This is a genomic window from Pseudomonas sp. NCCP-436 (genome assembly GCF_019656335.1).
Classification (GTDB): domain Bacteria; phylum Pseudomonadota; class Gammaproteobacteria; order Pseudomonadales; family Pseudomonadaceae; genus Aquipseudomonas.
This window is the reverse complement of sequence record NZ_BPLZ01000011.1, coordinates 31,315-46,010: the sequence shown is the minus strand read 5'-3', so window position 1 is coordinate 46,010 and position 14,696 is coordinate 31,315. Positions and strand designations below refer to the sequence as shown.

12 protein-coding genes are annotated in these 14,696 nt (G+C 60.3%); all 12 read left to right on the top strand.

Translation table 11 applies throughout. From position 1 onward, the window contains the following. The first annotated feature begins 63 nt into the window (after nt 1–63). On the top strand, nt 64–1,230 hold the full coding sequence (locus NCCP436_RS12440) for a cupin domain-containing protein (protein ID WP_220804318.1): 1,167 nt from the start codon (nt 64–66) through the stop codon (nt 1,228–1,230). After that, nucleotides 1,223–1,648 (top strand): GNAT family N-acetyltransferase, encoded by a 426-nt coding sequence (locus tag NCCP436_RS12435; protein ID WP_220804317.1) that lies wholly within the window; start codon nt 1,223–1,225, stop codon nt 1,646–1,648. Before NCCP436_RS12440 ends, NCCP436_RS12435 begins: the two co-directional genes overlap by 8 nt. 9 nt (nt 1,649–1,657) lie before the next feature. Continuing rightward, entirely contained in the window at nt 1,658–2,299 is a 642-nt protein-coding gene (locus NCCP436_RS12430; protein WP_220804316.1) for a histone acetyltransferase HPA2, read from the top strand. After that, the gene (locus NCCP436_RS12425; protein WP_220804315.1) at nt 2,296–3,099 is read left to right on the top strand and encodes a secretin N-terminal domain-containing protein; all 804 of its coding nucleotides are present in this window, start codon (nt 2,296–2,298) and stop codon (nt 3,097–3,099) included. Before NCCP436_RS12430 ends, NCCP436_RS12425 begins: the two co-directional genes overlap by 4 nt. Before the next feature lie 553 nt (nt 3,100–3,652). After that, nucleotides 3,653–5,251 carry an isocitrate lyase gene (locus tag NCCP436_RS12420; protein WP_220804314.1) on the top strand — a complete coding sequence of 533 codons (1,599 nt, stop codon included), beginning with the start codon at nt 3,653–3,655 and terminating at the stop codon, nt 5,249–5,251. A gap of 850 nt (nt 5,252–6,101) precedes the next feature. Continuing rightward, nucleotides 6,102–6,515, top strand: coding sequence for an NADH-quinone oxidoreductase subunit A (locus tag NCCP436_RS12415; RefSeq protein WP_220804313.1), 414 nt, complete (start codon nt 6,102–6,104; stop codon nt 6,513–6,515). A gap of 10 nt (nt 6,516–6,525) precedes the next feature. After that, nucleotides 6,526–7,203, top strand: a complete 678-nt coding sequence (locus NCCP436_RS12410) for an NADH-quinone oxidoreductase subunit B family protein (RefSeq protein WP_220804312.1) — start codon at nt 6,526–6,528, stop codon at nt 7,201–7,203. A 67-nt stretch (nt 7,204–7,270) separates the two neighbouring features. Next, nucleotides 7,271–9,052 (top strand): NADH-quinone oxidoreductase subunit C/D, encoded by a 1,782-nt coding sequence (gene nuoC, locus NCCP436_RS12405; protein ID WP_220804311.1) that lies wholly within the window; start codon nt 7,271–7,273, stop codon nt 9,050–9,052. Beyond that, nucleotides 9,049–9,549: an NADH-quinone oxidoreductase subunit NuoE gene (nuoE, locus tag NCCP436_RS12400; RefSeq protein WP_220804385.1), complete on the top strand. Its 501-nt coding sequence runs from the start codon at nt 9,049–9,051 to the stop codon at nt 9,547–9,549. Before nuoC ends, nuoE begins: the two co-directional genes overlap by 4 nt. Then, nucleotides 9,546–10,889: an NADH-quinone oxidoreductase subunit NuoF gene (gene nuoF, locus NCCP436_RS12395; protein WP_220804310.1), complete on the top strand. Its 1,344-nt coding sequence runs from the start codon at nt 9,546–9,548 to the stop codon at nt 10,887–10,889. The genes nuoE and nuoF overlap by 4 nt, the downstream gene beginning before the upstream one ends. Nucleotides 10,890–10,998: 109 nt before the next feature. Then, nucleotides 10,999–13,707: an NADH-quinone oxidoreductase subunit NuoG gene (nuoG, locus tag NCCP436_RS12390; protein ID WP_220804309.1), complete on the top strand. Its 2,709-nt coding sequence runs from the start codon at nt 10,999–11,001 to the stop codon at nt 13,705–13,707. Further along, the gene (gene nuoH, locus NCCP436_RS12385; RefSeq protein ID WP_220804308.1) at nt 13,704–14,696 is read left to right on the top strand and encodes an NADH-quinone oxidoreductase subunit NuoH; all 993 of its coding nucleotides are present in this window, start codon (nt 13,704–13,706) and stop codon (nt 14,694–14,696) included. Before nuoG ends, nuoH begins: the two co-directional genes overlap by 4 nt.

The window sequence follows — 14,696 nt, the reverse complement described above, 5'->3', positions numbered from 1 at the left end:
ACGACGCCCGGCTGAGCCGGGCGTTTTTGTTTAAAGGTTTAGCTTAATTTCAAGGGCTTACTGATGAATCCTGATACTCCGCTGCAATTGCTCGGTGGCCTCACAGCCCGCGAATTTTTACGTGACTACTGGCAGAAGAAACCTCTGCTGGTGCGCCAGGCCATCCCCGACTTTGAAAGCCCCATCAGCCCGGACGAACTGGCCGGCCTGGCCCTGGAAGAGGAAGTCGAATCGCGCCTGGTGATCGAGCATGGCGAGCGTCCCTGGGAACTGCAGCGCGGACCGTTCAACGAAGACACCTTCCAGACACTGCCCGAGCGCGATTGGACCCTGCTGGTGCAGGCCGTCGACCAGTTCGTTCCGGAAGTAGCTGAACTGCTGGAAGACTTCAAGTTTCTGCCCAAATGGCGCATCGACGACCTGATGATCAGTTTCGCCGCTCCTGGCGGAGGCGTCGGTCCGCATTTCGACAACTACGACGTGTTCCTGCTGCAGGCACACGGCCATCGTCGCTGGCAAATTGGCCAGATGTGCGACGCCGACAGCCCCCTGCTGCCACACGCCGATCTGAAGATACTGTCCCAATTCGAACCAACCGATGAATGGGTGCTGGCACCCGGCGACATGCTTTACCTGCCGCCCTGCCTCGCCCACTGTGGCACCGCTGAGGATGATTGCATGACCTATTCCGTGGGCTTCCGTGCGCCAAGCGCCGCCGAAGTACTGACTCACTTCACCGACTTCCTCGGCCAGTTCCTGCCCGACGAGGAGCGCTACAGTGACGCCGACCTGCAGCCCTGCACAGACCCCAACCAGATCCAGCGTGACGCCCTGGAACGACTGAAGGCCTTGCTCGAACGCCACATGAATGATGAGCGCCTGCTGATGACCTGGTTCGGCCAGTTCATGACCGAGCCCAAGTACCCGGAACTGGTGGCCGGCCAGGAGATCGAAGAGTCCGAGTTCCTCGATGCACTGGACAGCGGCGCGGTAATTACCCGCAACCCTAGTGCCCGTCTGGCCTGGTCCGAAGTCGGGGAGGATCTGGTAGTGTTCGCCAGCGGCCAGAGCCGCCTGGTTTCGGCCCGACTGCGCGAACTGCTGAAACTGATCTGCAGTGCAGATGCCTTGCATGTCGACAATCTTGCTGCCTGGCTGGCCGATGAAGAAGGACGTACCCTGCTATGGGAACTGGTCAAGCAAGGTAGCCTGGGGTTTGCTGATGAGTGAAGTCATTGTCCGCGTGGCGGACTGGCATAAAGACAACGCCGAGATACGCCGCATCCGCGAAAGCGTCTTCGTCGCCGAGCAATCGGTACCGCCCGAACTGGAGTGGGACGCAGAGGACACTACTGCTGTCCATTTCCTCGCCGAAGAAGGTGACTACGCCGTCGGCACTGCGCGCTTGCTGCCAGATGGTCACATCGGCCGGGTTTCGGTACTCAAGGACTGGCGCGGCCTGAAAGTAGGTGAAAAACTGATGCTGGCTGTAATAGCCGAGGCGGAAAAACGCGGCCTGCGTCAGCAAATGCTTACTGCACAGGTGCATGCCACGCCATTCTATGAAAGGCTGGGCTTTGCCATCGTCAGCGACGAGTACCTCGACGCCGGCATTCCCCATGTGGACATGGTGCGCACCAGCCAGTAGAGGCTCTGCATGAACGACAAAGACACCCCGGTCGGACTCAGCGATACACCAGTACAGGATGAACTGGCCAGCGTCGAGTTCCACTCCCCGGGGCGCTTTGCCGTGCACAACCCAGAATCTGTCACAGCCGACACAACCGACTGGGAACCGGCCCCCTTCCCTCTCGGCAGTCACGAACAACTGGAGCGCTTTGAGCGGCCGCAAGAAGCCCGCGCTCACTTTCTAGCCCTGATCCAGCAAGCTCGCCGTACGCTTTGTCTGTATAGCAACGACCTGGAGCCCTGGCTGTGCAATCACTCCAGCATTCAGGAAGCCTGTACCCGTTTTCTACTGTCCAGCCCCCGGACTCACCTGCGCATCCTGCTGCGTGACTCAGACCGGGCGATACGAGAGAGCCATGCTCTGCTGAGGCTCTCCCGCCGGCTTACCTCCAGCCTGCATATCCGCAAACTCAACCCGGCTCTGCCCCCAGAAGATCAGACCTATCTGATTGCCGACGACCGCGGCCTGCTGCTGCGTCCGCAACTTGATCAACCGGGCGGCTACGCGCTTTACAACGATCCGGTACGCGTCCGTCAGCGTCAGGCCCAGTTCGAGCAGGCCTGGGACAACAGCGTCAGCGATCCGAACCTGCGGAGTTTTCTGCTATGAAGCCATCAGTTTTCCTTACTGCCCTGATACTGAGCCTGCCACTACAGGCCGCTACCGAGGTCATTCCCCTGAACTACCGCATGGCCGATGAAGTACTGGGTGCAGTACAGACGCTACTGGGCAGTGACGGCCGGGTCAGCGCCTACGGCAATCAGCTGATCGTCCATGCCGAGCCACGGAAGATTGAAGAAGTACGTGAGCTGCTGCAACAGCTCGATAGCCGCCCACGCCGCCTACTTATCACCCTGGAAAGCACCGATGACAACATCCGCAATGACACTGGCTATCGTGTAGACGGCACGCTAAGCGCCGGAGATGTCGACGTTCGCATCGGTCACGGCGAAGCGCATGGCCGCGATCAATTGCGCGTCATCCGTCGCAGCACCGACAGCCGTGGCGGCGGCACACAGCAGATACAAGCAACCGAAGGCTATCCGGCTTTGATCCAGATAGGCCAGAGCGTCCCACTTACCACCACCAGCACCGGCCCCTACGGCCAGGTTCAGCATTCCACTCAGTACCAAAACGTGATGCGCGGCTTCTACGTTACCGCCACTCTTACCGGCGAACAGGTACACCTCAACATCAGCAGTCAGAACAACCGCCTCAGCCAGAGCCGCCCCGGGGTGGTAGCGGTACAGACTGCCGACACCCGCGTCAGCGGCCGTCTCGGCGAATGGATCAGTCTCGGCGGGGTCAGCGAGCAGAGCAGCTCCAGCAGCAGCGACCTGCTCAGCCGCCACAACACTCAAGGCCGCGACTCCACCTCGTTGCGATTGAAGGTCGAAGCACTCGACTGATACTCGACCAAAGTCGCACCGCCCCTCCGCACCCCAGCAAACAATCATGACAACCCCCATGCAAGTCCTGAAGCGCCGCGCCTAGAACGCCAAATTCCTGACCAAACAGTCGAATAACGAATATGTAGTAGATTTAAAAAACCACTACAAAACGTTTGACGAAGCATTTTTCCGAAGGCATGATGGCCTCGCTCCCGCTAGCCAGGGGTCCTGAAAAGGATCTCCAGACCGTCAACGAAGCACTTCGTAACGGTCCGTGTCCCAACAGCCCACAAGGCCGTACGACGAGGTTGCGACTGGAACGAAGTTGTCCTGAGGGACGGGGAAGCAAGTAACAGACAGCACGGCAAGCTCGCCACAGCGCCAGGGTATCCACGAGCCCGACGCGCTGGGATCGCCTGAATCCTGCTCGCCTTCATCCCCTCCGCAGCACACCCTCGCCTTTCAGCCGTTACCTCGCCGTCACAGTGGTAGCAACCCGCAGCCGTCGCACCTGTGCGCGCCTGGTGTGGGTCGTTGGTGCTCAACCATTACATTCTTTGAAGGATTGACCATGTCCGCATATCAGAACGAGATCAAGGCCGTTGCCGCCCTGAAAGAGAAATTCGGCAACACCTGGAGCGCGATCAACCCCGAGTACGCCGCTCGCATGCGCATTCAGAACCGCTTCAAGACTGGTCTGGACATCGCCAAGTACACCGCTGCCATCATGCGCAAGGACATGGCCGAGTACGACGCCGACTCCTCCCTGTACACCCAGTCCCTGGGTTGCTGGCACGGCTTCATCGGTCAGCAGAAGCTGATTTCCATCAAGAAGCACCTCAAGACCACCAACAAGCGCTACCTGTACCTGTCCGGCTGGATGGTCGCAGCCCTGCGCTCCGACTTCGGCCCGCTGCCTGACCAGTCCATGCATGAGAAGACTGCCGTCTCCAGCCTGATCGAAGAGCTGTACACCTTCCTGCGCCAGGCCGATGCCCGTGAACTGGACCTGCTGTTCAGCGCTCTGGATGACGCCCGCAAGGCCGGCGACAAGGGCAAGGAAGCTGAAATCCAGGCTCAGATCGACAACTTCGAAACCCACGTCGTACCGATCATTGCCGACATCGACGCCGGCTTCGGCAACGCCGAGGCCACCTACCTGCTGGCCAAGCAGATGATCGAAGCCGGTGCCTGCTGCATCCAGATCGAAAACCAGGTATCCGACGAGAAGCAGTGCGGCCACCAGGACGGCAAGGTTACTGTTCCGCACTCCGACTTCCTCGCCAAGATCAACGCAGTTCGCTACGCCTTCCTCGAACTGGGCGTAGATGACGGCGTGATCGTTGCCCGTACCGACTCCCTGGGTGCCGGTCTGACCAAGAACTTCGCCGTTACCAACGAGCCGGGCGACCTGGGCGACTTGTACAACAGCTTCCTCGACGGTGAGTACATCAACTCCGCTGACGACATCGACAACGGCGACGTAGTCATCAAGGCTCAGGGCAAGCTGCTCAAGCCCAAGCGCCTGCCCTCCGGTCTGTTCTGCTTCAAGCCGGGCACTGGCGAAGACCGCGTGGTTCTGGACTGCATCACCAGCCTGCAAAACGGCGCAGATCTGCTGTGGATCGAAACCGAGAAGCCGCATGTCGGCCAGATCAAGGGCATGGTTGACCGCATCCGCGAAGTCATCCCGAACGCCAAGTTGGTCTACAACAACAGTCCGTCCTTCAACTGGACGCTGAACTTCCGTCAGCAGGTGTTCGATGCATGGGCAGCCGAAGGCAAGGACGTTTCCGCCTACGACCGCGCCAAGCTGATGAGCGTCGAGTACGACGAAACCGATCTGGCGAAAGAAGCCGACGAACGTATCCGCACCTTCCAGCGCGACGCTTCCGCTCAGGCCGGCATCTTCCACCACCTGATCACCCTGCCGACCTATCACACTGCAGCCCTGTCCACCGACAACCTGGCCAAGGGTTACTTCGCCGACCAAGGCATGCTGGCCTACGTGAAGGGCGTGCAGCGTCAGGAAATCCGTCAGGGCATCGCTTGCGTGAAACACCAGAACATGGCTGGTTCCGACATCGGTGACAACCACAAGGAGTACTTCGCCGGCGAAGCCGCGCTGAAGGCTGGTGGCAAAGACAACACCATGAACCAGTTCCACTAAGAACGGCTTGCGCTGCGGACATACATCCGCAGCCCCCCTTGGTTGCCTAATCCGCCCCGGCTTGCCGGGGCTTTTTTTGTCCGTAAAAAGTCTCCACTCAGCACGCAGCAGTGACATAGTCCGACGGATCGACCAACACGCCCAGCACCAGCAAACTCTATCCTATGCAGCCGGTAGTGAAAGCAGATTTGCCAAAGCGCGTTCAAGGCTATTAGCAGAAATCCAAATGGCCAAGGCGATGGCCTAGCATAGGCATGAACAGTTTTGCGCTGAGGATTCGAGTCGCTCCAGCGGCTTACAGACCTCACCTGACGCCAGGCCAGAGGAAAGCCAGAATCCGAAACTCCCCCTCCCTCACACACCTCCCTATAAATACCAATTACGCATATAGAGCAAAAAATTAAGCATCACAGGTTATTAATAGCATCCTATTAAAATCAAAGCTCATGATTAAAGCTTCATATTCTTGATAGTAAGTTTCCTGTAGATGACCAATCCGATACGAAAGAACGACACTTTGTTACATACAAAGGAGTAAAGACATAATGAGAAACCTTATCGACAAGCCTGCAACATTTCACACCTTTCAGTCCGGCATAGCTGAAAGCCACTAATGGCGCGGACTTGAGGGGTTTTGCCCGTTCCCATCTCTCTCACTGCTAGCACGGAGAGACCAGGCAGGACGGATAAATCCCCGGAAAGGGGTTTGGGCTGGATTATTTTTTTCTCTGGTAAATTTACTTACTGCGCAATAAGTGCATACAATATGGCAATTCTTCGTTGCCGCTTCTCTATGGGCGGACGAATCATTTCTAAATAAAAGCCGTTCCTTTTAGCAAGGAGTACCGGCATGCCTGATGCGGTATCGACCATGTCTCACGACTGGGCTTTTGCTGTTTTTCTACTCGGAGTCTGCGGACTCATTGCTTTCATGCTCGGTCTTTCCAGCCTTCTGGGCAGCAAGGCTTGGGGACGGAGCAAGAACGAACCCTTCGAGTCCGGCATGCTTCCTACCGGCAGCGCCCGTCTGCGTCTGTCCGCCAAGTTCTATCTGGTCGCGATGCTCTTCGTGATCTTCGATGTCGAAGCCCTGTTTCTGTTCGCCTGGGCCGTTTCCGTGCGCGAAAGCGCCTGGATCGGCTTGGTCGGCGCTACCGTTTTCATAACCATTCTGTTCGCGGGTCTTGTCTACGAGTCGGCGATAGGTGCGCTGGATTGGGCACCTGAGGGACGCCGCAAGCGGCAGGCGAAGCTGAAACAATGAGGCTTTGGCGATGCAATACAAACTCACTCGGGTCGACCCGAATACTGCCAACGAGCAGTATCCGATCGGCCAGCGGGAGGTCGTGTCCGACCCACTGCTAGAGGATCAGGTTCACAAAAACATTTTCATGGGCAAACTGGAAGATGTGCTCAACGGAGCCGTCAACTGGGGGCGCAAGAATTCCCTGTGGCCGTACAACTTCGGCCTGTCTTGCTGCTACGTGGAAATGACCACTGCCTTCACCGCCCCGCATGATATTGCCCGCTTCGGAGCAGAAGTCATCCGCGCCTCTCCTCGCCAGGCTGACTTCATGGTCGTTGCCGGAACCTGTTTCATCAAGATGGCTCCGATCATCCAGCGTCTGTATGAACAAATGCTCGAACCCAAGTGGGTCATCTCCATGGGATCGTGTGCCAACTCCGGTGGCATGTACGACATCTACTCGGTCGTCCAAGGGGTGGACAAGTTCCTTCCCGTCGACGTTTACATTCCAGGTTGCCCGCCCCGTCCCGAGGCGTTCTTGCAAGGGCTGATGCTGCTGCAGGAATCCATCGGCCAGGAGCGGCGACCGCTGTCCTGGGTCGTCGGCGACCAAGGCATCTACCGTGCCGAAATGCCGTCGCAAAAGGAACAGCGTCGCGAACAGCGTATTGCCGTTACCAACCTGCGTAGCCCGGACGAAGTCTGAATCTGCCGTTGTACCCAAACGAACGCAATTCATTCTTCTACGTTGTTGACCGAAAGCGACCGAGACCATGACTGCAGACACCGTTCTGTCCATCCCGCCGTACAAGGCCGACGACCAGGATGTCGTCAACGAATTGCAAACCCGCTTCCCGGAAGCCGGTTTTACGCTACAGCAGACCCGCACCGGCATGCCGGTAATCTGGGTACCGCGCGAAAAGCTCACCGAGACTCTGCGCTTCTTGCGCGACTTGCCACGTCCCTACGTCATGCTCTACGACCTGCACGGGGTCGATGAGCGCCTGCGTACCCACCGCCGAGGCCTGCCAGATGCCGATTTCACGGTGTTCTACCACCTGCTGTCGCTGGAACGTAATAGTGACGTAATGATCAAGGTCGCCTTGTCCGAGAACGACCTGAATCTGCCATCGGTCACCAGCATCTGGCCCAATGCCAACTGGTACGAGCGCGAAGTATGGGACATGTACGGCATCAACTTCGCAGGGCACCCCCATCTGACGCGCATTCTGATGCCGCCGACCTGGGAAGGCCACCCGCTGCGTAAGGACTACCCGGCACGCGCCACAGAATTCGACCCATACAGCCTGACACTGGCCAAGCAACAGCTGGAAGAGGAAGCGGCCCGCTTCCGCCCCGAGGACTGGGGCATGAAGCGTTCAGGCGAGCACGAGGACTATATGTTCCTCAACCTCGGTCCCAATCACCCCTCGGCCCACGGTGCTTTCCGCATTGTTCTGCAGCTCGACGGAGAGGAAATCGTCGACTGCGTACCGGACATCGGCTATCACCACCGCGGTGCCGAGAAAATGGCCGAGCGGCAAAGCTGGCACAGCTTCATTCCCTACACGGACCGCATCGACTATCTCGGCGGGGTGATGAATAACCTGCCCTACGTGCTGGCAGTCGAGAAACTGGCTGGCATCAAGGTTCCACAGAAGGTTGACACCATCCGTGTGATGATGGCCGAGTTCTTCCGCATCACCAGCCACCTATTGTTCCTCGGCACCTACATTCAGGACGTTGGTGCGATGACCCCGGTGTTCTTCACCTTCACTGACCGCCAGCGCGCTTACAAGGTAATCGAGGCTATCACTGGCTTCCGACTGCATCCGGCCTGGTACCGCATCGGCGGCGTCGCCCACGATCTGCCTCGCGGCTGGGACAAGCTGGTCAAGGAGTTCGTCGACTGGTTGCCCAAGCGCCTTGACGAGTACGAAAAGGCCGCACTGAAGAACAGCATCCTCAAGGGACGCACCATCGGTGTGGCTCAGTACAACACCAAGGAAGCGCTCGAATGGGGCACCACCGGCGCCGGCCTTCGTGCCACCGGGTGCGACTTCGACCTGCGCAAGGCTCGCCCCTACTCCGGCTACGAGAACTTCGAGTTCGAGGTGCCGCTGGGCCACAACGGCGATGCCTACGACCGCTGCATGGTGCGTGTGGAAGAAATGCGCCAGAGCATCCGCATCATCGATCAGTGTCTGAAGAACATGCCCGAAGGCCCGTACAAGGCGGATCATCCGCTGACTACACCGCCGCCGAAAGAACGCACGCTGCAGCACATCGAGACCCTGATCACCCACTTCCTGCAGGTTTCCTGGGGCCCGGTGATGCCGGCCAACGAGTCGTTCCAGATGATCGAAGCGACCAAAGGCATCAACAGCTATTACCTGACCAGTGACGGCAGCACCATGAGCTACCGCACCCGCATCCGCACGCCCAGCTACCCTCACCTGCAACAGATCCCCTCGGTGATCCGCGGCAGCATGGTGGCTGACCTGATCGCCTACCTGGGCAGTATCGACTTCGTCATGGCCGACGTGGACCGCTGATTATGAGTACGCTTATCCAGACTGACCGTTTCGTCCTCAGCGAAACCGAACGCTCGGCCATCGAGCATGAGATGCACCATTACGAGGATCCACGCGCCGCCTCCATCGAGGCGCTGAAGATCGTACAGAAGGAGCGTGGCTGGGTGCCGGACGGCGCTGCCGACGCCATCGGTGAAGTGCTTGGCATTCCCGCCAGCGATGTTGAAGGCGTGGCTACCTTCTACAGCCAGATCTTTCGCCAGCCGGTAGGACGCCACATCATCCGCATCTGCGACAGCATGACCTGCTACATCGGTGGCCATGAAAGCCTGCTCGACAGCCTTAAGGAAAGACTGGGCATAGTTCCCGGCCAGACCACTGCTGACGGCCGCTTTACCCTGCTGCCGGTATGCTGCCTGGGCAACTGTGACAAGGCGCCAGCCGTGATGATCGACGACGACACCTACGGCAACCTTGATGCTCAGGGTATTGCTCAGCTGCTGGAGGACTATCAATGAAGACACTGACCTCCTTCGGCCCGGCCAACCGCATTGAACGCCGCGAGGAAACCCATCCACTGACCTGGCGCCTGCGTGACGACGCTCAGCCGGTCTGGCTCGAGGAATACCAGGCCAAGAACGGCTATGCCGCCGCACGCAAGGCGCTGCAGGAAATGGCCCAGGCTGAGATAGTCCAACAGATCAAGGAATCAGGACTCAAGGGGCGCGGCGGCGCCGGTTTCCCCACCGGCGTGAAATGGGGCCTGATGCCCACCGACGAGTCACTGAACATCCGCTACCTGCTGTGCAACGCAGACGAGATGGAGCCCAACACCTGGAAGGATCGGCTGCTTATGGAGCAGCTTCCACACCTGCTGGTAGAAGGCATGATCATCAGCGCCCGCGCGCTGAAGGCCTACCGTGGCTACATCTTCCTGCGTGGCGAGTACGTCGATGCTGCACGCAACCTCAATCGCGCCATCGAGGAAGCCAAAGCCGCCGGGCTGCTGGGCAAGAACATCCTCGGCAGTGGCTTCGACTTCGAACTGTTCGTGCATACCGGTGCCGGCCGCTACATTTGCGGCGAGGAAACCGCACTGATCAACTCGCTCGAAGGCCGCCGAGCCAACCCGCGCGCCAAGCCACCCTTCCCCGCTGCCGTAGGAGTCTGGGGCAAGCCCACCTGTGTCAACAACGTCGAGACGCTGTGTAACGTGCCGGCGATCGTCGCCAACGGCGTGGACTGGTACAAGTCTCTGGCACGCCCGGGCAGCGAAGATCACGGCACCAAGCTGATGGGCTTTTCCGGCAAGGTGAAGAACCCGGGCCTGTGGGAGCTGCCATTCGGCGTCACTGCCCGCGAGCTGTTCGAGGACTATGCCGGCGGCATGCGCGACGGTTACCAGCTCAAATGCTGGCAGCCGGGCGGCGCCGGCACCGGCTTCCTGCTGCCGGAGCATCTGGAGGCACAGATGTACGCCGGCGGCATCGCCAAGGTCGGTACCCGCATGGGTACCGGTCTGGCACTGGCGGTGGATCACACCATCAACATGGTTTCGCTGCTGCGCAATATGGAAGAGTTCTTCGCCCGCGAATCGTGCGGCTGGTGTACCCCATGCCGTGACGGCCTGCCCTGGAGCGTGAAGATCCTGCGCGCGCTGGAACGTCGCCAGGGCACGCGCGAGGACATTGCCACGCTGCTCGGTCTGGTCAATTTCCTCGGTCCGGGCAAGACCTTCTGCGCCCACGCGCCGGGGGCGGTCGAGCCCCTTGGGAGCGCAATCAGGTATTTCCGTGAAGAGTTTGAAGCCGGGGTAGCCGCCGAGGCTGCGCCGGTGAAGATGCCAGTACGCGTCTGAAAGACCCAGCGGCCGGACTAGTGGGCGTAGACGCCGTCCGGCCCCGGAAAAACGAAAAGAATTCCCTTAGCCCGTCCACCTTCGGGTGGGCAAACGAAGACTGAAGAAAATGGCCACTATCCACGTAGACGGCAAAGATTTCGAAGTCGACGGAGCAGACAACCTGCTGCAGGCTTGCCTCTCTCTCGGCCTTGATATCCCCTACTTCTGCTGGCACCCGGCGCTTGGCAGCGTCGGCGCCTGCCGCCAGTGCGCGGTCAAGCAGTACAACGACGAGAACGACACTCGCGGTCGTCTGGTCATGTCCTGCATGACGCCAGCCACCGACAACACCTGGATTTCCATCGACGACGAGGAAGCCAAGGCCTTCCGCAAGAGCGTCGTCGAATGGCTGATGACCAACCACCCGCACGACTGTCCGGTGTGCGAGGAAGGCGGTCATTGCCACCTGCAGGACATGACGGTGATGACTGGGCACAACGCCCGTCGTTACCGCTTCACCAAGCGCACCCACCAGAACCAGGAGCTTGGCCCGTTCATCGCCCATGAGATGAACCGCTGCATCGCCTGCTATCGCTGCGTGCGTTACTACAAGGATTACGCCGGAGGCACCGACCTGGGCGTGTATGGCGCACATGACAACGTCTACTTCGGCCGCGTCGAGGACGGCGTACTGGAAAGCGAGTTCTCCGGCAACCTGGTCGAGGTCTGCCCGACCGGGGTATTCACCGACAAGACCCATTCCGAACGCTACAACCGCAAGTGGGACATGCAATTCGCCCCGAGCATCTGCCACGGCTGTGCCAGCGGCTGCAACATCAGCCCCGGTGAGCGCTACGGAGAGCTGCGACGCATCGAAAACCGCTTCAACGGCTCGGTCAACCAGTACTTCCTCTGTGACCGTGGTCGCTTCGGTTACGGCTACGTCAACCGTGACGATCGTCCGCGTCAGCCACTGCTGAACGGCCAGCCCCTGGGGCTGGACGCTGCTCTGGATAAAGCCGCCGAGCTGCTGCGCGACAAGCGCGTGATCGGTATCGGCTCGCCACGTGCCAGCCTTGAGAGCAACTTCGCTCTGCGCGAGCTGGTCGGTGCCGAGCATTTCTACAGCGGCATCGCTGCCACCGAGCTGGAGAATATCCGGCTGATCTGCGACATCCTGCAAAACGGCCCGCTGCCAGTGCCGAGCCTGCGTGATATCGAGCTGCACGACGCCATCTTCGTCCTCGGTGAAGACCTGACCCAGACCGCCGCACGCATGGCCCTGGCCCTGCGCCAGGCAGTCAAGGGCAAGGCCACCGAGATTGCTGCCGGTGCGCGCATTCAGGACTGGCATATGGCCGCCGTACAGAACGTCGCCCAGCACGCCCTGCATCCGCTGTTTATCGCCAGCGTCAGCGAGACTCGTCTCGATGACCTGGCTGCCGAGACCGTACATGCCGCCCCTGTCGATCTGGCCCGCATCGGTTTTGCCGTAGCCCACGCCATCGACCCGAGCGCACCGGCCGTCGAAGGCTTGGAAAGCGACGCTCAGGAGCTGGTACAGCGCATTGCCGAGGCCCTGATCAACGCCAAACGACCACTGGTCATCTCCGGTGCCTCGCTGGGCGAAAAAACCTTGATCGAAGCCGCCGCCAACATTGCCAGCGCCCTGAAAAGCCGCGAGAAGAATGGCTCGCTCAGCCTGGTAGTATCGGAAGTCAACAGCCTGGGTCTTGCCCTGCTGGGTGGCGAATCGGTGGACGCCGCGCTGGACGCCCTGAGCAGCGGGCAGGCCGATGCTTTGGTGGTGCTGGAGAATGACCTGTACCGCCGCGCCGAGGCCGCACGGGTAGATGCCGCGCTGACCGCGGCCAAGGTACTGATCGTTGCCGACCATCAGCGTACCGCCACCGTCGAGCGGGCGCATCTGGTACTGCCAGCCGCCTCCTTCGCCGAAGGCGACGGCACCCTGGTCAGCCTGGAAGGCCGTGCACAACGCTTCTTCCAGGTCTTCGAACCGAGCTACTACAACGCCGATGTAGTGATTCGCGAAGGCTGGCGCTGGCTGCATGCGCTGCATAGCACACTACAGGGCAAGGCCGTGGACTGGACTCAGCTGGATCAGGTCACCGCCGCCTGCGCCGCGAGCACCCCGCTGCTGGCCGGGATCAAGGACGCCGCGCCTAGCGCCTCGTTCCGCATCAAGGGTCTGAAACTGGCCCGCGAGCCGCACCGCTACAGCGGCCGCACTGCCATGCGCGCCAACATCAGCGTGCATGAGCCACGCCAGCCGCAGGATCCGGATTCCCCCTTCGCCTTTTCCATGGAAGGCTATGCCGGTACTGCCGAGGATCGCCAGCAGATCCCCTTCGCCTGGGCCCCCGGCTGGAACTCGCCACAGGCCTGGAACAAGTTCCAGGACGAGGTCGGCGGTCACCTGCGTGCCGGTGATCCCGGCGTGCGCCTGCTCGAAGCCCGGGGCGAAGTACTGCCCTGGTTTGCCGTGCCCGCGGCCTTCAACCCGGCTCCGGGCAGCTGGCAGGCAGTCGCGCTGCATCATCTGTTCGGTAGCGAGGAAAACAGCTCGCGCGCAGCTCCTCTGCAGTCACGCATTCCGCAGCCCTATGTGGCCCTGGCACGCGACGAAGCCACGCGTATGGGCGTCAGCGACGGCACCCTGCTCAGCCTGAACCTCTCCGGACAGACCTTGCGCCTGCCGGTCAAGGTGAACGACACCCTGGCCATCGGCGTGGTCGGCCTGCCCGCAGGCCTGCCGGGCATACCGCCCGTGTTTGCCGGCAGTAGCGTCACCCAGTTGCAGGAGGCTGCACAATGACCTGGCTGAGCCCTGAAGTAGTGGACACCCTGGTGGCGGTGCTCAAGGCCATCGTCATTCTGGTGGTAGTGGTGCTTTGTGGTGCACTACTGAGCTTTGTCGAACGGCGCCTGCTGGGCTGGTGGCAGGATCGCTACGGGCCCAACCGGGTCGGCCCGTTCGGCATGTTCCAGCTGGGGGCGGACATGATCAAGATGTTCTTCAAGGAGGACTGGACGCCGCCGTTCGCTGACCGGCTGATCTTCACCCTGGCACCGATGATCGCCTTTGCAGCGATGCTGATGGCCTTCGCCATCATTCCCATCACCCCCAGCTGGGGCGTGGCGGATCTGAACATCGGCATCCTGTTCTTCTTTGCCATGGCTGGTCTTTCGGTCTATGCCGTGCTCTTCGCCGGCTGGTCGAGCAACAACAAGTACGCCCTGCTCGGCGCCCTTCGCGCCTCAGCACAAACGGTATCGTACGAGGTGTTCCTGGCCCTGGCGCTGATGGGTGTAGTGGCGCAGGTCGGCTCGTTCAACATGCGTGACATCGTCGACTACCAGGCCGAGAACCTGTGGTTCATCATTCCGCAGTTCTTTGGCTTCTGCACCTTCTTCATCGCCGGCGTCGCGGTGACCCACCGCCACCCCTTCGACCAGCCGGAAGCGGAACAGGAGCTGGCCGACGGCTACCACATCGAGTACGCCGGGATGAAATGGGGCATGTTCTTCGTTGGTGAATACGTCGCCATCGTCACCGTTTCGGCACTGTTGGTAACCCTGTTCTTCGGCGGCTGGCACGGGCCGTTCGGCATCCTGCCGCAGATCCCGTTCTTCTGGTTCGCGCTGAAAACGGCGCTTTTCATCATGATCTTCATCCTGCTGCGGGCCTCCATCCCACGCCCGCGCTATGACCAGGTCATGGCCTTCAGCTGGAAGTTCTGCCTGCCGCTGACCCTGATCAACCTGCTGGTGACCGGCGCCCTGGTGCTGGCCGCGGCCCAGTAA